A 19,827-nucleotide genomic window follows, 5' to 3' on the forward strand; every position below is an offset into this window, starting at 1 on the left:
GCATCGAGGGGGCTGGGGGAACGCGGTGGGCTGAACCCACCCGCGCTGCCCCCTAGGTCGCCCCGGTACAAGCAGGCGGTTTCGAGCCTGGTACATCCGTGATGCCTGGGAGTCCGTATCGATGGGTTGCGTGCCTCTACCCATCCTGCGAGAGCGGTGCCGCGCCCAGTCAGCGCGGGGCGTAGCGCGCCCACAGCTGTTCGAATTCCGCCAGGTAGCTGCCCACCAGGTGCGCATTGTCGATCACCAGCAGGTTCTCCTCGTTGCTGGTGCTGGCGCTGCGGGTCCAGTTGAAGCTGCCGTTGAGCAGCAGGCGGCCGTCGAACAGGGCGAACTTGTGGTGCATGTGGAACGGGCTGTCATCGATGCGCAGGGGCACGCCGGCGGCCTGCAGCTGGCGGATGTCGCTGCCTTCGTCGAAGAGTTTCTCGTTGTCGCTGATCACCCGCACGGCGATGCCGCGCTGGTGGCAGGCGAGGATCTCGCTGCTGAGCTGGTCGTCGGAGATGGTGTAGACGCAGATGTCCACGCTCTGCCGCGCCTGGCGCAGCAACTCGCGGATCTTGCGCCGGCATTCCTCGCCGGGGCTGAAGTGGGCGCTGGCGAGGTTGCGCACCGGCGCGGCGCTGACATCCAGGGTCTTGATCACCTGTTCCAGCCACTTCAGCGCCGGCAGGGTGTTGGCGGCGTCGGCCAGGGCCAGCTCGCGCACCAGGTCGAAGGCGCGGTTGCGCAGGTAGCGCACCTGGTCCGGGCCCAGCTCGGTGCCCAGCTGGCGCAGCTCGTCGCGCTCCTCGTTGCTCAGTTTCAGGTCCAGCAGGCTGTCACGCAGCTGCTGGTCGAGTCCTGCGAAATCCATGGCGACCTCCGGGTCAGGTGGGCGTGCCGTCGGTGCCGGGCGTCGGCAGGGCGCCGCCCAGTTCGTTGAGGCGGTTGGCGATGTCGGTGATGCGGTGATGGGTGCGCAGGTCGACGTCGATCTTCTTGTCCATGATGCGGATCAGCGGCATGAAGCTGTTCTCCAGGCTGTCGGCCAGGCTCAGCAGCACTTCGCGCACGCCCTCCTGGGCCGGGGCGGTGACGTCCACCTTGAACGCGGCGGGCGGTTGCACCAGCGCCTCCAGGCGTTGCAGCAGGGCCTCCCACGGCACCTCGGCGGCGGCCGGCGCGGGGGCGTCGTGACGGGCCAGGCCGCGCACGCTTTCCACGAGATCGTTGAGCTGGGCCACCACGCGGGCGCCGACGTCGGTGTCGCTGCCGCCCATGGACTTGTTGCGCAGGAAGTCGCGCTTGATCTGGGCCCAGCGCTCGGCCTGCTCCGGGCTCTGGTTGCCGCGCAGCTCGGCGAGCTTGAGCAGGTTCTCCTCGGCGCCGGTGGTGAGCAGTTGCGACTCGCCCTGGTAGTGGTCGGCCAGAAGCTGCAGCAGCTCGGCGTCGTTCATCACGGCGGAGATCTTCTCCGCCATCTTGTTCATGTTGCGGTAGCTGCCCTGCAGCTTGAACGGCGGTTCGGTGCGGTACTGGTCGGCCTGGGCGGCACTGGCGATGTACTGCTGGTTGACCTTGAGCACCACGTCGCGCACCTGCATCAGGCGCTGTAGGGTGGTGGTGATCTCGTTGATCTCCGCACCGCTGTAGCTGTGGCTCAGCTCGTTGGCGGAGAAGGGCTTGCCCTCGGCGCGGGCGACGAAGCGGTAGACGTCGGCCATGTCGCGGGTGGCCAGGGGCGCCAGCACCGGGTTGGAGGTCAGGCCGTTCTCGATGTAGCTGAGGGCGAAGGCGTCCTGCATGCCACCCAGGGTGTCGCCGAGGTTATAGATGTCGGCGCGGTTGGCGAGCATGTCCGGGATGCGGAACACATCGCCCGACTCGGTGTACGGGTTGCCCGACATCACCACGCAGAACTTCTTGCCACGCATGTCGTAGGTCTTGGTGCGGCCCTTCCACACGCCCTCGATGCGCCGGGTGCCGTCGCAGAGGGAGATGAACTTCTGCAGGAATTCCGGGTGGGTGTGCTGGATGTCGTCGACGTAGAGCATCACGTTGTTGCCCATCTCCAGCGCCAGGTTGAGCTTCTCCAGCTCCTGGCGCGAGGTGGCGTCCGGCGCCTGGGCCGGGTCCAGGGAGCGCACCTCGTGGCCCAGGGCCGGGCCGTTGATCTTCATGAAGATCAGGCCGAGGCGGTGCGCCACGTATTCCATGAGCGTGGTCTTGCCGTAGCCGGGGGGCGAGATGAGCATCAACAGGCCCATCAGGTCGGTGCGCTTGTTCTCCCCGGCGGTGCCCATCTGCTTGGCCAGGTTGTCGCCGATCACGCCCAGGTAGACATCGTTGATCAGCTTGTTGCGCACGAAGGAGCTGAGCGGGCGCGGCTTGAACTCGGCCAGGCGCAGGGCTTCGCGCTCACGGCCGATGACCGCCTGGCGCAGCGCCTGGTAGCGCTGCAGGCCGGGCAGGAAGTCTTCGCGGTGCTGGCGCAGGCGGGCGAAGAAGTCGTCCACCGCCAGCTGCAGGCTGCGCTCGACGATGCGCGGGTGCTCGCCCATCAGGCCGGTGACGACGAAGCGCAGGTCGACCTCGGTGATGCGCCGCGGGAAGTCCTCGGCCAGCAGCGACAGGGCCACTGCCTCGGGGATGTAGTCGGCCAGGGCGGCATGCTCGCCCTCCGAGCACAGCCCCTGCAGCCAGTTACCCGCCAGCGCCCATTGCGCCGCCGGGCGCTCGGCCAGGCGCGACAGGGCCTGCTGGTAGTCGTCCCACATGCGCGCGCCCTGCAGGCGCAGCTTGAGCGCATCCTGAAGCTGGCGGGCGTATTTGCTGAAGGTGAATTCGATGCGCTCGGCGGCCAGTTCCTGCACCAGGTACTCGGCGGCTTCCGCCGGGGCGGCGGCGCCCAGCGCCAGGGGCTGCTCGACGAGGAAGGCCTGCATCGCGGCGAGGATTTCCGCCTGCAGCTGCAGCAGGCCCTCGCGGCGGCCGAACAGTTGTTGGATATGCCGGCTGGTACGGGCCCGCTCCGGCCATTGGGCGGCGCTCTCGTCGCTGCGGCGGAGGTCCCAGAACAGGCTGGCGAAGGCCCGCGCCGGGGCGGCGTGGCGCAGCAGCCCGGCGCTTTCGCGCAGCGGCAGCAGCTGGGCCAGGATGGCGGCGGCGTCGTGGTCGTGGATGCCCTTCTCGTAGCCTTCCTTGTAGCGCGGCGCGGCGAAGTCGCGGATCACCCGCGCCAGTTCGTCGGGCTGCCCCAGCAGGTGCTTGAGGCCGTCCAGGCTGAGGTTTTCCTGCCCGGCGTCGGCGGCGTCGAGCACCTGCCCGGCGAGGTATTCGGCGCGGTACAGCTGCGCCGATTCGGACTCCAGCGCCACCTGCCAGAAGGCCTTGAGGGCATCCAGCTCGGGGTCGCGCAACGGTTCGAGGAAGTCGGTGCCGGTGAGGTGCAGGTGCAGCTCGTCGCCCCGGGGCATCAGGGTCAGGTCCAGCTCCTGGGTGTTGACGCTGAAGCGGTGGCGCGGGCCGAGCTTGATGACGTTGCCGCCCTCCTCGAACAGCTCGGTCTTGTCGCGCAGGGCACGCACCGCCTGGTCGCGGGCGCCCTTGAGGCGGGCCTCGACGTCATCGGCCTTGACGCTGTCCTTGAGCTCGCGCAGGCGCTCGGCCAGTTCGCGCAGCTTGAGGATCAGCGGGTCGGCGGCGAAGAAGGCATTGAGCTCTTCGGCCTGGGTGAATTTCGCCGTGCGCCGGCCGAGGCTGTCGAGGATGCGCCGGGCCGCGTCGAGCAGGCCCTGGGCCTTGCGCTGGCGCTCGTCGAGCAGGGATTGCTTGTGCGCCTCGAAGGTTTCCAGCAGCTCCTCGCGCTTGGCAAGGATGTCGCCGAGGAACTGTTCGTGGTCACCGAAACGGCTTTCCAGTTCCTCCAGCTGCACCAGCAGGCGCGACAGCTGCTCGTCGCAGCGCTCCGGGTCCTGGGCCTGGCCCAGGGCGTTGGTGATGCCCTGGCCGAAGAGTTTGAACTGGGCACCGAACTGGGCCACGGTCTCGGTGGACCCCAGCCCCTTGCGCCGCTGCTCGGCGCGGGCTTTGGCCTGGTTGAGGCGGGCGTAGATCTCGGAGATGGATTCGATGATGCGGGTGCGCTGGGTGGCGTCGTCGATCTGCAGCGAGGCCATCAGGCTGGAGAGCATGTCGAGGTCGGCGGCCATGGCCTGCAACGCGGCCAGGGGCTCGGCCAGCTGGGCCACGGTCTCGGCCTTCTGCGCCTCGGCGTCGAGGGCCTCCAGGCGGGCGACGAAGGGCTGCAGCGCCTGCTCGCTGGCGAGGAAGCCGGCGGTGGCGGCGGCGGTGCGTTCCTGGGCCTTGAGCAGCTCGGCTTCCATGGCGTCGATGCGCGCCACGTCTATGTAGCGGTAGTCGCGGATGGTCAGCAGCAGGCCGCGCTGGGCGGTGATGCCGTTGAGGGCGTCGACGAAGCTCTGCACCTGGTCCCAGCTGTCCGGCAGCAGGCCGTCGAGCAGGGCTTTCTGTTTCTCCTCGGCGCCGACCATGGCCTGGTCGGACTGGCGGCGGATGCTCTCGACCTTCTCGTATTCGTCGAGCACCAGCTCGGCGGTGGCGGCCACTTCGCGCAGCAGCGGCGCCAGGCCTTCGAGCTGGTCGCTGCCGAGCCAGTGGTAGACGTCGAACAGGCGGCGGGTGTTCTGGCACAGCTGGGAGTAGCGCTGCACCGAGACCACGGGGGTCTCGATCTCGCGGCTGAGGTCATAGAGGTCGGAAACCCCACGCACCAGCTCGGCATTGCCGATGCGCCCGAGGAAGCCGCTGCGGGCCGGCTGGCGGGCGGCGAATTCCTCGGTGAAGAAGGGGGTCTGCCAGACCTGCATCGGGTGGATGCGGGTGGGCTCCTCGCCCTCGGCGGCGAAGATCACCATGCGCCCGTCTTCCAGGCGCGCGTAGCCGTGGCCGAACAGCGGGTTCTGCAGCTGGCGGTTGATCATGTTGTAGGTGAGCAGCACCGCCCGCCCCTGTTCGGGGTGGTAGAAGATGTACTGCACGTCCTCGCCGTTGGGCGAGCGCACGGCACGCTTGAAGCGCATGCCGTCCATGGATTGCTCGAAGGTCTTGTACTCGCCGTTCTGCAGGTAGTAGCCACCGGGGAAGATGATGCCGTGGTCTTCCGGCAGCTGGACGCAGGCCAGGCCAATGGCGTCGATGCGCTCGACCTTGCGGGTCAGGCTGTTGAACACCAGGTAGCGCCACTGCTCTTCGCGGTAGGGCAGCACCTTGAGCAGGATCAGGCTGCCGAGGCGGGCGAACTCGACCTGGGCGTCGTCCAGGGACTGGGTCTTGTCGAGCACCTCCTCGCGGTAGATGCCGAGGCCGTCCTCGGTGTTGTTCTCGACCTTGATGGTGAGGTCGCCGCCGATGGTTTCGACGAACACGGTGTCGAGGATGTTCAGGTGCGGGTGGCGGCCCTGCACCACCATCTCGCGGGTGGCCTTCTTCCATTCGAAGTCGAAGGGCGCCGGCAGGGCGATGTCGCGCTCGCCCCGGTTGTCGATGTAGCGCACCTCGCGGCCGTCGGCGGAGATGGACCAGCGGAACACGCGGATGTCGGTGATGCGCTCGCCGATCTGGAAGCTCGCCAGCAGCTTGCCGTCGCGGATGGCCAGTTGCAGCAGGCGGGTGTTCTTGTAGTAGGTGTAGAGCTCGTTGAAGTCGTTGACGAAGCCCTGGGCCGCGAGGAACGAACCCTCCAGCGGCACCGGCTCGGCTTCGTAGCCCTCGCCCTCCTCCACCAGGCGGTAGAGGGAGAACACGTCGGCGACGTGGGTCTCCTTCTTCAGGCCGATGAAGACGTTGTAGCCGAACAGCAGGCAGTCGCCGACCTGGACGATGTCGCGGGCGATGCAGTTGTTCTCGGTGCGGATGCGCACGCGACCGATGACGTCCATGCGGCTGCTGCCGAACTCTTCCAGGCGCTTCTGGTTGAGGGACTCGGTGGTCTGCCGCAGGCGTTGCCCCTGGTCCAGCAGGCGCTTGTGCAGCACCTCGTAGGCGCCGCCTTCGGCGACGGCCTTGTCCAGTACATCCTGTGCGGGGGTTGCGGCTTGTGCATCCGACATCGTGGTCTTCCTGAATCTGCGACGCTGTTGAAAGAGCTGCCGTTGTGTAGGTCCACGCGTCCGCGCGGATGACGGTGGCCATACCGGGCACCGTCATTCCCGCTAACGCGGGAACTCATTGAGAAGAGCGCGAGCAGCCTTCGAAACCATGTGGGGAACGACCCCGGAAGCGAGCGTCGGTGGACGCAGCCCGCTCCCGGGACCAACCGTCAGGCGCCGGCGACCGGGTCCTGGGGCTCGGCCTTGCGCTCGGGCGCCGGGGCGGCGACGGCAGCGGCAGGCGCCGACTTGCCGTTGAGCAGGCGGGCCAGCACGTCCTGCACCACCGGGCTCTTGCCCACCACGCCTTCGATGGCCTTGCCCACGGAGAGCGACTTGGCGAAGGAGTTGAAGAAGTCGCCTTCGCCGCCGACGATCTCGATCTTCGCCTTGCCCAGCGCGGTGGCGAGCACCTCGGCCTGGTCCTTGGCGATGTCCTTGTTGGCGGCGATGGCGGCCATGGCTTCCTCGAAGCTCTTCTCCAGCTGCATGCGGAACTCCTCGTGCTGGCGAGCGCTGTCGCTGAGGGCATCCAGGGCACCGAACTTCTTGCCCAGGCCTTCGGCCTCGGCGTTGAGGCGCTGCAGGAGGATTTCCGCTTCCGCCGAGCCCAGGTCCTTGGTGGCCTTGGCCTTGGCGGCGCCGAGCTGTTCCTCGCCACGCGCCTGGGCGCCCAGCTTCTCTTCCAGGACCTTGGCTTCGGCCAGGCCGTCCTTCTCCTTGGCAGCGGCGGTGGCTTCCAGCACGCGGGCGTCGGCCAGGCCTTTCTCCTGCTCGCCACGGGCTTCGGCGATCAGCTGCTCGGCGCGTACGCGGGCTTCGGCGAGGCCTTCCTTCTCCTTGGCGGCGGCGGTGACTTCCAGCACCCGCGCATCGGCCAGGCCGGGGGCGGCGCGCTCGGCCTCGATGCCTTCGGCCAGGCGTTTCTTGGCTTCGGCCTGCTTGGCCGCGGCTTCCAGTTCGGCCTGGGCCAGGTTGTTGATTTCCACGGCCTTGTGCTTGGAGCGGGTCTCGTCGGCCTCGGCCTGCTTGACCTGGCGCACCAGCTCCTGCTCGGCCTCGGCCTGCGCCTGGAGCACGATGACCTGCTTGGCACGCTCGGCCTCGGAGATCTCACGCACTTCCTTGATGCGCTCTTCTTCCTGGGCCACGGTCTTCTCGACGGCGACGCGGTCGCGGATCACGTTGGCGATGTTCTTGCGCTGCTCTTCCAGCGCCTTTTCCTTCTCGATGCGCTGCAGCTCGACCTCGCGCTCGCGGGCGACCACTTCCAGGTCCTTGGCACGGGTGACCTTCTCCACCTCGATGACCACGGCGCGCTGGCGGTTCTGCTGGGCCACTTCCACTTCGCGCTGGTGGTTCTCGACGCGCACGTCGATCTCCTGCTGCGCCTGGATGCGCGCCTGCTCGGCCTTGAGGCGCTCCTCTTCCTTGACCTTGGCGGTCTCGGCTTCCTCGCGGGCGCGGATGGTCTCGATCTCGCGCTTCTGCCGGGCTTCGGCGTCGGCCTGCTGGCGTTCCAGGGCCAGGGCGGCTTCGCGGGTCTCGACGTTCTTCTTCTGGATCGCCAGTTCCTGGTTGCGCTCCAGCTCGTTGGTGATGACGTTCTGCGCGGCGGTCAGCTCGGTGATCTTGCGGATGCCTTCGGCGTCGAGGATGTTGCTCGGGTCGAGGGAGTTCTTCGCGGTCTGCTCCAGGTAGTCGATGGCGACGTCTTCGAGCACGTAGCCGTTCAGGTCGTTGCCGATCACCTCGATGATGCGGTCGCGGAAGTCCTGGCGGTTCTCGAACAGCTGGACGAAGTCGAACTGCTTGCCGACGGTCTTCAGCGCTTCGGAGAACTTGGCGTTGAACAGCTCGTTCACCGCGGCGCGGTCGGAGGCACGCTCGACGCCGATGGCCTTGGCCACCTTGAGCACGTCTTCCTGGGTTTCATTGACGCGCAGGTAGAAGGCCACGGTGATGTCGGCGCGCATGTTGTCGCGGCAGATCAGCCCGTCCTTGGCGCGGCGATCGACTTCCAGGGTGATCAGCGAGATGCGCATGAACTCCTTGAGGTGGATGACCGGGTACACCAGGGCGCCGGTGAAGTGCACCTTGGGCGTGGACGACATGTCGTTGACGATCAGCGCGGTGCCCTGCGGGACCTTGATGTAGAAGGCCTTGAACAGGGCCAGGATGCCGACCACGAACAGGACGACGAGTCCGAGCACGGTCAGGAAGGGCATCACCCACTCGATGTTGTTCATTTGCAATCACTCTCCTTTGATGCTGAGGCGCACCGGGTCAGATGCCCCGGAATTCGTCCTCGGTGATGACCCGATAGGCGTGCTGCGCCTCCAGGTATTCCAGTAATACGACGCGGTCGCCGCGCTTGAGCCCGAGGGCTTCGTCGGCACGGACCTTGAGGATCAGCCCGGCGCCACCGTCTTCGAGCACGGCCTCGCCATGCTCCAGGGTGACCCGGCCACTGCGCACCATGGCGGTCTGGCCGAGCACGCTCTTGCGGGTGACCGCCTCCGCCTTGTGGAACAGCGGCCGCAGCGGGCTGCAGATGAGCGCCGCCACGGGCAGCGACAGGCCCAGCGCGACCACGGCCACGACCAGGCCCAGCGGGTAGCGCAGCAGGCCCAGGGGCAGGTGGCTGAGAACCAGGAGTTCGGCGAAATAGCTGAGGAACCAGGAGCCGGCGAACAGCAGGCTGAGCACCAGGGTGACCGGTACGCCATTCAGCTTGAGCTTCGACAGCAGGGCTGCGACGCCTTCGCCGGCGAGCAGCGAGTCGGCCTCGACGTCCAGCAGGTCGACCTCGACCAGGCCGAGCGCGACGATCGCCCAGTAGACGATGGCCAGGCACAGCAGGAAGCTGAACAGCACGGTGGGGAACGACAGTGCGGTCTGCAGGAAGATTTCCATCGCTTTCCTATCCCTGAAAAGGCTGGACGGGGCCGAGCGGCACCGCCCGTTCAACGGTGGATCAGGACTTGCTCTTTTCCCTCAGGCGCGCCAGCACGCTGTCGGCGCTGGTGCCGTCGGCGGCGATGCCGGCTGCACGCAGCCTGGCATCGAGGTCATCGTCCGGGCTGCTGGTGGCGGCCAGTTCGGCGGCGGCCTCCAGCTTCGCCGCACGCTCGGCCTGCTGGCGCTTGATCCGCTCCAGCGATTCGACGGCGGTGTGCAGCTTGGTCTGCGAGCCGCTGTAGCGCTGGGCCACGGCCATCTGCGCCTTTTGCACGCTCTCGGTGGCCTTGACGGTATCCACCTGTTGTTTCAGATGCTTGATGTTGCCTTCGGCCTGGGTCACGGCCTTGCGCAGCTGGGCCACGCTGACGGCGAAGCCGGCGGCCTGCTCGCGCTCGACGGCCAGTTCGTTCTCCAGGTTGGCGATCTTCTCCGCCACTTCCTTGGCCAGGGCCTCGTTGCCGCCTTCCAGGGCCTTCAGCGCATAGGTTTCGTACTCACCGACCTTGGCGGCACACTTGCCGGCACGTTCCTCGGCCAGTTTCTGCCGCGCCATGATCTCGGCCAGCGCTTCCTTGGACTTGCGCAGCTCCAGGTCGGCGTCGCGGATCTCCTGGTCGAGGATGCGCAGCGCCTGGCTGTCGACAATGGCCTCGCCGGCTTCGTTGGCACCGCCGCGCAGGGCGGTCAGCAGCTTGCTCCAAACGTTCATGTGCTTCCTCCAGGTCAGGCCTGAGCCTTCAGGTAGCCTTCGTAGGCTTCGGTGGCGCGGATCACGTTGCTGGCGAGCGTTTCGATCTCGTAGAGCACATTGGACAGGATCGAGGTGGCGCTCAGGGCGCCGAACATGGTGTAGCAACGCTCACCGCCGGGCAGCGTCTCCAGGCCGATGCTGGACAGCGGGAACAGCTGGCGGCTGAGCAGCACCTCCTCGTTGAAGGCGGGCACGTCGCGCACATCGCTCTGCGGCCAGAGCAGCGCCTCGACGATGATCTGCTCGCCGTGCACGGCGACGAACAGCGGCAGGTCGCCGTACTCATGCAGGGTGACGTGCAGGCTCGGTTCGGCACCTTCGATCAGCTCGATGCCGGCATCGCCAGAGGTGAAGAGCTCGGTCGCAGCCAAGGCCTCGCAGAGCGCACGCGCATTCCAGATCTGAGGCATTTCCATGGCCCCCTCCTTTTGCAGATTGACCGGCCCCGGCTGGGGCTGGCGCAGCTTGCGTTCAACCACCAGGAGCGCCTGGGCGTTCTCCGGCAGTATCCAGACTTCCTTTTTCACCAGCCCCTGGTCACGCAGGCGCTGGCGGAACAAACGTTGGTAATGGGCGGATGACTTGTTTTGCATGGGCGCAGAATAATTCATCACATGTAAGCTTTCAATTCATTACATGTGATACCCGAAAAAGCCGATGAAAGGCGCGCAGCACTAAGCCCGGGAACGTGCCCGTGGAAATCAGCAGAGGGGGAGACGTGAGCGCCGAGCATGAGGACCTGTCCCTGATTTTCACTGTGCGCGATGGCTATCGCCAGGGATTAGAACCCCGTGGCCGGCCCTTGGAAAGCAGGCATGGAGCGAAGACCGACGTGATTCACGAAAAAGCAGCCGGCCGACGGCTGCCCTGAAACGGGGCAATGGTCTAGGCTAGGCGGGTTTTTCCCTGCCCCACGGACGTGCAATGGATACCCTCGCCAAGCCCCTCGCCGGATTGAAAGTCATCGAACTCGGCACCCTGATCGCCGGCCCCTTCGCCTCGCGCCTGTGCGCCGAGTTCGGTGCCGAGGTGATCAAGGTCGAATCCCCCGATGGCGGCGACCCGTTGCGCAAGTGGCGCAAGCTGTACGAGGGCACCTCGCTCTGGTGGTTCGTGCAGGCGCGCAACAAGAAGTCGCTGACGCTCAACCTCAAGCACCCCGACGGCATCGCCATCCTCAAGCAGCTGCTGGGGGAGGCGGACATCCTCATCGAGAACTTCCGCCCCGGCGTGCTGGAGAAGCTCGGCCTCGGCTGGGAGGTGATCCACGCCCTGAATCCGAAGCTGGTGATGGTGCGCCTCTCCGGCTTCGGCCAGAGCGGCCCGATGAAGGACCAGCCGGGCTTCGGCGCGGTGGGCGAATCCATGGGCGGGCTGCGCTACATCACCGGCTTCGAGGATCGCCCGCCGGTGCGCACCGGCATTTCCATCGGCGACTCCATCGCCGCACTCTGGGGCGTGATCGGCGCGCTCATGGCGCTGCGCCACCGCGAGGTCAACGGCGGCGAGGGCCAGGTGGTGGACGTGGCGCTGTACGAGGCGGTGTTCGCCATGATGGAGAGCATGGTCCCGGAGTTCGACGTGTTCGGCTTCATCCGCGAACGCACCGGCAACATCATGCCCGGCATCACCCCCTCCTCCATCCACACCAGCGCCGACGGCCGCCACGTGCAGATCGGCGCCAACGGCGATGCCATCTTCAAGCGCTTCATGCTGGCCATCGACCGCGAGGACCTGGCCCTCGATCCGACGCTCGCCAGCAACGACGGCCGTGACGCGCGCCGCGACGAGCTCTACGGGGTGATCGACCGCTGGGTCGGCTCGCTGCCCCTGGACCAGGTGCTGGCGACCCTGACCCGCGCCGAGGTGCCGGCCAGCCGCATCTATTCCGCCGAGGACATGTTCACCGACCCGCAGTTCATCGCCCGCGAGATGTTCCTCCAGGCGCGCCTGCCCGACGGCAAGCCCTTCCGCATGCCCGGCATCGTGCCCAAGCTCTCGGCGACCCCGGGCTCGGCCGAATGGGTCGGCCCGGAGCTGGGCGAACACAACGCCGAAGTGCTCGGTGCCCTGGGCTACGACGCCGCACGCATCGACGCCCTGCGCAAGGAAGGCGCCATCTGAGACACGTCCCACCCCTCTCCTCGCCCATGACAGGCCGTACCGGACTTCGCTCGCGCCTGCGCGGCCTGCTGCTCGGCGCCGCGCTGCTGGGGGGTGCCGGCAGCTGTGCGGCGGCACCCGACACCCTGATCACCTGGGCGGTGCGCGACATGGCGCCGTTCAACATCATGGAAGGCCCGCTCAAGGGCCAGGGCATCGCCGACCGGATGCTCGGCCTGTTGCAGCAGCGACTGCCGCAGTACCGCCACGTCAACAGCCGCGTCAACCGCGCTCGTGCCAACCAGATGTTCGCCCGCGACCCCCTCACCTGCGACGCGGGCGTACTGAAGACCCCGGAGCGCGAGCACCTGATGTACTTCTCCATCCCCACCCTGGGCGTGGTGACCAACGGCGTGGTGGTGCGCCGGGAGCTGGAGGGCGAGATCCAGCCCTACCTGAAGGACGGCAGGATCGACCTGGCGGCCTTTCTCGCCGACCCGCGCCAGCGCCTCGGCGTACTGGTGGAGCGCAGCTACGGGCCGTTGATCGACGCCACGCTGCACGCCGCAGCCCCCGAGCGCCTGCTGGTGCACCACGGCAACAACGCCCTGGGCAGCCTCCTGCAGATGCAGCAGCACGGCCGCATCAGCGCCCTGCTCGGCTACTGGCCCGAGGTGCGCTACCTGGCCGAGACCGATGGCGTGGATGTCTCCGACCTGCGCTTCCATCCGGTGCAGGGCATGCCCAGCTACCTGCTCGCCTACGTGGGCTGCTCGAAGACCCCCGAAGGCAGGAAGGCCATCGAGGCGATCAACGAGGTGATCCGCGAGCTGCGCGGCGAGGAGCTGATCCAGCTCTACGCCCGCTGGCTGGACGGCCCCACCCGCGAGGCCTACCTGCAGGATGCCAAGGGCTTCTTCGAGAAGGACTGAGCACCCAGGCTGAGTGTTGCTGGAGAATGCCGAGTCCAGCCGACTGCCCGGTTCTGCCGATGCCTGTGGTTTCGCCTCCCCAGGCGAGTCTGTTTTTCAGTCCTCGGAATGCCGCCCACAAAAAAGACACCCAGCAGGCCCCGGCATACGGGCCTGGCTTCGCCAGAGTCTTGATCGATGTGCTCATCACGCCCGGGGCGCAACGGCGTGCGCAGGGTGGCGTAGAGCGAAGCGAAACCCACGCGGTGGGCGTGACAGGGCGCCATGCATGCCGGCAAGCACCGGGCTTGAGGCTTCGCGTCAGGTTCGCAACCGCTAGCGCAGCGCCACCCGACGCCTCCCACGAAAAGCCGCCGACAACACAAACGCGACCTGATGCACATCTCCCCCTGCGACGGTCGTCCAGTTGCAGGCTTGCTTGTCTCAGCTCAAGGAAAGTTCCTGGCCACGCGGTATCTCTGTAGCCAACGACGGTAGTCATTACGGAGATGATCATGCACGACGAGGAAGCGCTGTCCCTTTCCCGCCGCACCCTGCTCGCAGGCGCGGTGGTGCTCGGCGTCACCGGCTCGGTGCTCGGCAGCGGCAAGGCGCTGGCCGGGACGGAGCCGGCACCGAAGAAACCGGGCGAGGCCCCGGACCTGTCCAGGCTGGAGCGGGTCGAGGTCGAGCTGGTCGCCCCACCCTTCGTCCACGCCCACCAGGCCCGCGCCAGCGGCAAACCGAAGGTGGTGGCGTTCACCCTGACCATCGAAGAGAAGACCCTGGTGCTCGACGACGAAGGCACCGAGGTCCACGCCATGACCTTCAACGGCTCGGTGCCCGGCCCGCTGATGGTGGTGCACCAGGACGACTACGTGGAGCTGACCCTGGTCAACCCGGCCAGCAACAGCATGGCCCACAACATCGACTTCCACGCCGCCACCGGTGCCCTGGGCGGCGGCGCGCTGACCATCGTCAGCCCCGGCGAGCAGGTGAAGCTGCGCTTCAAGGCCACCCGCGCCGGGGTCTTCGTCTACCACTGCGCACCGGGCGGCGCGATGATCCCCTGGCACGTGGTCTCGGGCATGAACGGCGCGATCATGGTGCTGCCGCGCGACGGCCTGAAGGACCGCGCCGGCAAGGCGCTGAACTACGACAAGGTGTTCTACGTCGGCGAACAGGACTTCTACGTCCCCCGTGACAAGGACGGCAGGTTCAAGCGCTACGCCAGCCCGATGGAGAGCTTCGCCGACATGCTGGGCGTCATGAAGGGGCTGGTCCCCAGCCACATCGTGTTCAACGGCAAGGTGGGCGCCCTGACCGGCAAGAACGCCCTCAGGGCCAGCGTCGGCGAGACGGTGCTGATCATCCACTCCCAGGCCAACCGCGACACCCGCCCGCACCTGATCGGCGGTCACGGCGACCACGTCTGGGCCAGCGGCAAGTTCAGCAACCCGCCCGAGCAGGACCTGGAGACCTGGTTCATCCCCGGTGGCGCGGCCGGCGCGGCGCTCTACACCTTCCGCCAGCCGGGCCTGTACGCCTACCTCAACCACAACCTGATCGAAGGCGTGCTGCTGGGCGCCACCGCGCACTTCCAGGTCGAGGGCGAGTGGAACGCCGACCTGATGAGCCAGGTCGAGCCGCCGTCGCCGATCAAATGAGCCCGCCGGCCGGCCCGCAAGGGCCGGCCACCCACCCTGGCCAACGGACGCCGCCGCCATGCACAAGGCCACTCGGATCAGCCTGCCCGTCGCCTTCGCCATCGCGGCGGCGGCCCTTCTCCTCGGTCCCCGTCACCCGCCCGAACCTGCACCGGAGGCGGTGGCACTGACGGCCCGCGCCTTCACCTTCCGCCCCGCCGGCGACTACTGGCAGGAGACCCGCGCCATCGACGCCCCCGCCCGGCGCGTGCGGCTGCAACCCGGCTTCGAGGTGATGAAGTACCAGGTCAGCCAGGCCGAATACGCCCGCTGCGTGGCCGAGGGCGACTGCCTGCCGCTGAGCGAAGGAACCAGCCCCCGCGACGACCTGCCCGTCACCGGCGTGAGCCTGCTGGACGCGCAGCTCTACGCCGACTGGCTGAGCCGCCGCACCGGCCAGCGCTGGCGCCTGCCCAGCGACCTCGAATGGGCCTTCTTCGCCGGCTCGCACTGGGCCGACGACGCCCTGCTCATCGACGACGACGGCAGCAACCCGGCACGGCGCTGGCTGGCCCGCTACAGCTTCGAGGCCGAGACACGCACCGCCGAATCGGCCCGACCGCTGGCACGCGGCGGTCACGGGCTCAACGAATTCGGCATCGCCGACCTCGCCGGCAATGTCTGGGAATGGACCGACAGCTGCCACCAGCGCATCAAGCTCGATGCCCGGGGCGCGCAGCTCAGCCGCATCGAGGCCTGCTCGATCCGCATCGCCGAAGGCCGCCACCGCGCGGCGATCAACGACTTCGTGCGCGACGCGCGCGGCGGTGGCTGCGCCGCCGGGCAGCCGCCGGACAACCTCGGCTTCCGCCTGGTCAGGGACATCCCGTGATCCGCCACGACCGCGCCTGGCTGGCCTGGCGGCTGCCGCCGCGCGGTGGGAGCGCAGCCCGTCCCGGGCTGAAGCCCGGGCTGCATCAGGTGGGGAGTACGCCGCGCTGGCGCGAGAGGGTCAGGGCCAGGTCCTCGATCATGTCCTCCTGCCCGCCCACGGTGCCGCGCCGGCCCAGCTCCACCAGCAGCTCGCGGGCCTGGACGCCGTACTTCTGCTCGGCGCGCTTGGCGAACAGCAGGAACGAGCTGTACACGCCGGCATAGCCCAGGGTCAGCGCGTCGCGGTCGACGCGGATGGGCTGGTCCATCATCGGCACCACCAGGTCCTCGGCCACGTCCATGATGCGGTAGAGGTCGATGCCGCTGTTCACCCCCATGCGCTCCAGCACCGCGACGAACACCTCCAGCGGCGTGTTGCCCGCCCCGGCGCCGAGCCCGGCCACCGAACCGTCGATGCGCGCCGCGCCGGCCTCGATGGCGGCCAGGGAATTGGCGATGGCCATGCCCATGTTGTGGTGGCCGTGGAAGCCCACCTCGGTGCCCGCCTCCAGCCCCGCGCGCAGCACGCCGATCTTCTCGCTCACCTCGTCGGGCAGCATGTAGCCGGCCGAGTCGGTGCAGTAGATGCAGTTGGCGCCGTAGCTCTCCATCAGCCGCGCCTGCTCCAGCAGTGTCTCGGCGTTGACCATGTGCGCCATCATCAGGAAGCCCACGGTGTCCAGGCCCATCTTCGCGGCCATGCCGATGTGCTGGCCGGAGACATCCGCCTCGGTGCAGTGGGTGGCCACGCGGATGGTGGAAACGCCGCAGCCGTGGGCCATCTTCAGGTGCTCCACGGTGCCGATGCCCGGCAGCAGCAGGGCGGAGACCTTGGCCTGCTTGAGCCTGGGGATCACCGCATCGAAGTACGCCTCGTCCGAATGGGCCGGGAAGCCGTAGTTCAGCGAGCTGCCGCCCAGGCCGTCGCCGTGGGTGATCTCGATCAGCGGCACCCCGGCGGCGTCGAGCCCCGTGGCCACGGCGATCATCTCGTCCAGGCTGATCTGGTGGCGCTTGGCGTGCATGCCGTCGCGCAGGCTCATGTCGTGCAGGCGCACGTGCTTACCTTGCAGGTTCATGGGGTTCTCCAATCAGCGGGCGGGTAGTTTCAGAGCGCCCTTGTGGGCCTCTTCGGCGAACATCTCGGCGGTGCGCAGGCCAGCGGCGGTCATGATGTCCAGGTTGCCGGCGGACCTGGGCAGGAAGTCGCCCAGCCCCTCCACCTCGATGAACACCGAAACCTTGCGCCCATCGAACACCGGGCCGTTGATCAGCTTGTAGCCCGGCACGTAGCGCTGCACCTCGCGCACCATCTCCAGCACCGAGGCGCGGATCGCCGCCTGGTCCGGCTCGCCCTCGGTGAGGCAATGGATGGTGTCGCGCATCATCAGCGGCGGCTCGGCCGGGTTGATGACGATGATCGCCTTGCCGCGCCTGGCGCCGCCGATCTTCTCCACCGCGCCGGCGGTGGTGCGGGTGAATTCATCGATGTTCTGCCGGGTGCCCGGCCCCACCGAACCGGACGACACGGTGGCGACGATCTCGCCGTACTCCACCGGCTGCACCCGCGACACCGCCGCCACCATGGGGATGGTGGCCTGGCCGCCGCAGGTGACCATGTTGACGTTCATCGCCAGCGTCGCCGCGTGCTCGCGCAGGTTCACCGGCGGCACGCAGAAGGGGCCGATGGCCGCCGGGGTGAGATCGACCATGATCACCCCCAGCTCGTTGAGCTTGCGGCTGTTCTCGGCGTGCACATAGGCGGAGGTGGCGTCGAAGGCGATGCGGATGTCGTCGTCCAGCACATGCGGCAGCAAGCCGTCGACGCCATTGGCGGTGGTCTTCAGGCCGAATTCTGCGGCGCGCTTCAAGCCCTCGGAGGTGGGGTCGACGCCCACCATCCACACCGGCTCGATCCATTCCGAGCGGCGCATCTTGATCAGCAGGTCGGTGCCGATATTGCCCGGCCCGATGATGGCCGCCTTGAGTTTCCTGTTCATGTTCGTGCCCCGGTCAGTCGCGGAAGGACACCCGGGCGCTGCCCAGGCCGTCGATGGTCAGTGAGAAGTCGTCGCCGGCGCGGGCCGGCTCCAGCGGCACCAGCGAGCCGGAGAGGATGATCTCCCCCGCCTTGAAGGGAATGCCCAGCGCGCCCAGGGTGTTGGCCAGCCAGGCCACCGCCGTCAGCGGATTGCCCTGCACCGCCGAGCCCAGGCCCTCGCTGATGCGCGTGCCGTTCTTGAACACCTGCATGCGCAGGTTGGGCAGGTCCAGCTCGCGCGGGTCCACCTGCTCGCGGCCGAGCACGAACACCCCGCAGGAGGCGTTGTCGGCCACCGTGTCCTGGATGCGGATCTTCCAGTCGTGGATGCGCGAGTCGACGATCTCGAAGCAGGGCATCACGTACGCGGTGGCGTCCAGCACGTCCTGTTCGGTGACGCCCGGCCCCTGCAGGTCGTGCTTGAGGCGGAAGGCGATCTCGCCCTCGGCGCGCGGCTGGATCAGGCGGTTGGCGGAGAGGGAAATCTCCGCGCCATCCTCGAACGCCATGTCGCGGGTGATGAAGCCGAAGTCCGGCTGGTGCACATCGAGCATGCGCTGCACCGCCACCGAGGTGACGCCGATCTTCTTGCCCACCACCACATCCCCCGCCGCCACGCGCCGCTCCATGGCATAGAGGGACACACGGTAGGCGTCATCGAGGGTGATCTCGGGCCACCGGGTGGTCAGCGGTTCCAAAGTGCGACCGCCAATCAGCGCCTGGTACAGCGCCTCGCCGTGCAGGCGATGCAGCACTTCGTTCATGGCCGGCCCTCCGCGAGGAAGTCCAGGCAGGTGCGGTTGAACAGCTCGCGGTGCTCCACCATCACCCAGTGCCCGCACTCGCTGAGCAGCACGAAACGGATGTCGCGGCAGCGCTCCATCATCGTCTGCGCGCCGGATACCGGGCAGAATTTGTCGTTCATGCCCCAGAAGCCGAGGATCGGGCAAGCCAGCTCGGCCAGGCGCCCAGTGAGGTTGGGCACCTGCATGCTGCCGAGTACGCAGCGCGGTTGCTGCTGCACCACGGCCACGCGCTCGTTGACGGTTTCGTCGGTGATCAGTGCCGGGTCGAACAGCTGCAGGCCCAGCAGGCGGCGCATGCCGGCGGCGTCGTTGAGCTCGCCATTGGCGAAGGCCGCGCCCATCTTCTGGATGCCCTCCATCTGCAGGTAGTACTGCTCCTTCTCCATCAGCCCGCCGGGCGCCATCAGCACCAGGCGGCTCACGCGCTTGGGCTCGTTCAGCGCCAGCTGGATGGCGATGGCCCCGCCCAGGGAGTTGCCCACCAGCACGCAGCGCTGGATATCCAGGGCATCCAGCAGGCCGCTCAGGGCGGCGACGAAGAAGTCCAGGCTGTAGACGGTTTCCGGCTTATCGGAGGCGCCATAGCCGGGCAGGTCCGGCACGATCACCCGGTAGCCGAAGCTGGCGAACACCGGGTGGTTCTGCTTGAAATTGCTGTGGCCGCTGGCCCCCGGGCCGCTGCCGTGGATGAACACCACCGGCTCACCCTCGCCGATGTCCAGGTAGTGCAGTCGCAGGCCATCCGGCAGCGTGGCGAATCGCCCTTGCGGTAGCGCGCCCATGGGGTTCTCCTCGGTTCGTTGTCGTCCCGGGATTATTCGGCGCACCCCGGCGGGCAACATCGTCCGAGAGGACTAGCAGCGCCCCGGCACTCCCCTCCCCCGTGGGAGCGAATTCATTCGCGAAAGGGACGCGAAGCGGCCCCGCTCTTCAGGGCAGCCCTGCGGGCTGCATCGCGAATGAATTCGCCCCTACAGGTCCATCGCGCACCTAGTCCCCTCGGACGTGGGCAGCCACGCGAGCAGGCAATAGCCTCCCCCCATCGATAAACAGGAGGAAGCAGCGATGGGCGATGCACTGGATTTCACCGGCAAGGTGGTGCTGGTAACGGGTGGCGGCAAGGGCGTGGGGCGGGGCATCAGCCTGCGCTTTCTGCAGCAGGGCGCCGAGGTGGTGATCTGCGGGCGCCAGGCGCCGGAGGTGCTGCCCAGCCACGCCGGGCGCAGCGCCCACTTCATCCCCTGCGATGTGCGCGACATCGAGCAATTACAGGCGTTGATGAACGGCATCGAAACGCGCTTCGGCCGGCTGGACGTGCTGGTCAACAACGCCGGCGGCGCGCCCCATGCCGAGGCGGCCACGGCCTCGCCGCGCTTCTCCGAATCCATCCTGCGCCTCAACCTGCTGGCCCCGCTCAACCTCTGCCAGCTGGCCAACGGAATCATGCAGGGCCAGGACGAAGGCGGCGCCATCATCAATATCTGCAGCGTCAGCGCCACCCGCCCCTCCCCCGGCAC

General features: G+C 67.8%; 15 protein-coding genes. 5 read left to right on the forward strand and 10 right to left on the reverse strand.

Features of this window, described 5'->3' with window-relative positions; all coding sequences use genetic code 11:
- Nucleotides 1-169 precede the first annotated feature (169 nt).
- From DMX10_RS29425 to DMX10_RS29450, 6 genes are all read right to left on the reverse strand, one after another.
- Entirely contained in the window at nt 170-859 is a 690-nt protein-coding gene (locus tag DMX10_RS29425; protein WP_111264423.1) for a phospholipase D-like domain-containing protein, read from the reverse strand.
- Nucleotides 860-872: 13 nt separating this feature from the next.
- Nucleotides 873-6,116, reverse strand: coding sequence for a DNA repair ATPase (locus DMX10_RS29430; protein WP_111264424.1), 5,244 nt, complete (start codon nt 6,114-6,116; stop codon nt 873-875).
- Nucleotides 6,117-6,325: 209 nt separating this feature from the next.
- On the reverse strand, nt 6,326-8,404 hold the full coding sequence (locus tag DMX10_RS29435; RefSeq protein ID WP_371921738.1) for a hypothetical protein: 2,079 nt from the start codon (nt 8,402-8,404) through the stop codon (nt 6,326-6,328).
- 37 nt (nt 8,405-8,441) lie between these two features.
- A complete protein-coding gene (locus tag DMX10_RS29440; RefSeq protein WP_111264425.1) occupies nt 8,442-9,071 on the reverse strand; it encodes an OB-fold-containig protein in 630 nt (209 codons plus the stop codon).
- Nucleotides 9,072-9,132: 61 nt separating this feature from the next.
- Complete coding sequence (locus DMX10_RS29445) at nt 9,133-9,828, reverse strand: PspA/IM30 family protein (RefSeq protein WP_111264426.1); 696 nt, start codon at nt 9,826-9,828, stop codon at nt 9,133-9,135.
- A gap of 14 nt (nt 9,829-9,842) precedes the next feature.
- On the reverse strand, nt 9,843-10,463 hold the full coding sequence (locus DMX10_RS29450) for a YjfI family protein (RefSeq protein WP_111264427.1): 621 nt from the start codon (nt 10,461-10,463) through the stop codon (nt 9,843-9,845).
- A gap of 331 nt (nt 10,464-10,794) precedes the next feature.
- On the opposite strand from DMX10_RS29450, the gene DMX10_RS29455 reads away from it, so the two are divergent.
- From DMX10_RS29455 to DMX10_RS29470, 4 genes are all read left to right on the forward strand, one after another.
- Nucleotides 10,795-11,994, forward strand: a complete 1,200-nt coding sequence (locus tag DMX10_RS29455; RefSeq protein ID WP_111264428.1) for a CaiB/BaiF CoA-transferase family protein — start codon at nt 10,795-10,797, stop codon at nt 11,992-11,994.
- A gap of 26 nt (nt 11,995-12,020) precedes the next feature.
- A complete protein-coding gene (locus DMX10_RS29460) occupies nt 12,021-12,905 on the forward strand; it encodes a TIGR02285 family protein (RefSeq protein ID WP_111264429.1) in 885 nt (294 codons plus the stop codon).
- Nucleotides 12,906-13,399: 494 nt separating this feature from the next.
- Nucleotides 13,400-14,551 (forward strand): copper-containing nitrite reductase, encoded by a 1,152-nt coding sequence (nirK, locus tag DMX10_RS29465; RefSeq protein WP_111264436.1) that lies wholly within the window; start codon nt 13,400-13,402, stop codon nt 14,549-14,551.
- 58 nt (nt 14,552-14,609) lie between these two features.
- On the forward strand, nt 14,610-15,422 hold the full coding sequence (locus tag DMX10_RS29470; RefSeq protein WP_111264430.1) for an SUMF1/EgtB/PvdO family nonheme iron enzyme: 813 nt from the start codon (nt 14,610-14,612) through the stop codon (nt 15,420-15,422).
- Between the two features lie 85 nt (nt 15,423-15,507).
- Here the strand turns inward: DMX10_RS29470 and dmpG are convergent, their stop codons facing one another.
- Genes dmpG through DMX10_RS29490 form a run of 4 tightly spaced genes read right to left on the reverse strand, consistent with a single transcriptional unit; the run spans nt 15,508 to nt 19,092 of the window.
- A complete protein-coding gene (gene dmpG / locus DMX10_RS29475) occupies nt 15,508-16,542 on the reverse strand; it encodes a 4-hydroxy-2-oxovalerate aldolase (protein ID WP_111264431.1) in 1,035 nt (344 codons plus the stop codon).
- A gap of 12 nt (nt 16,543-16,554) precedes the next feature.
- Entirely contained in the window at nt 16,555-17,463 is a 909-nt protein-coding gene (locus tag DMX10_RS29480) for an acetaldehyde dehydrogenase (acetylating) (RefSeq protein WP_111264432.1), read from the reverse strand.
- A 13-nt stretch (nt 17,464-17,476) separates the two neighbouring features.
- Nucleotides 17,477-18,268 (reverse strand): fumarylacetoacetate hydrolase family protein, encoded by a 792-nt coding sequence (locus DMX10_RS29485; protein ID WP_111264433.1) that lies wholly within the window; start codon nt 18,266-18,268, stop codon nt 17,477-17,479.
- A complete protein-coding gene (locus DMX10_RS29490) occupies nt 18,265-19,092 on the reverse strand; it encodes an alpha/beta fold hydrolase (RefSeq protein WP_111264434.1) in 828 nt (275 codons plus the stop codon). The genes DMX10_RS29485 and DMX10_RS29490 overlap by 4 nt, the downstream gene beginning before the upstream one ends.
- A gap of 283 nt (nt 19,093-19,375) precedes the next feature.
- On the opposite strand from DMX10_RS29490, the gene DMX10_RS29495 reads away from it, so the two are divergent.
- A partial coding sequence (locus tag DMX10_RS29495; RefSeq protein ID WP_146603076.1) for an SDR family NAD(P)-dependent oxidoreductase occupies nt 19,376-19,827 on the forward strand: 452 nt, incomplete at its 3' end.

Origin of the sequence: Pseudomonas sp. 57B-090624, assembly GCF_003234055.1 — a bacterium.
GTDB lineage: Bacteria > Pseudomonadota > Gammaproteobacteria > Pseudomonadales > Pseudomonadaceae > Metapseudomonas > Metapseudomonas tohonis.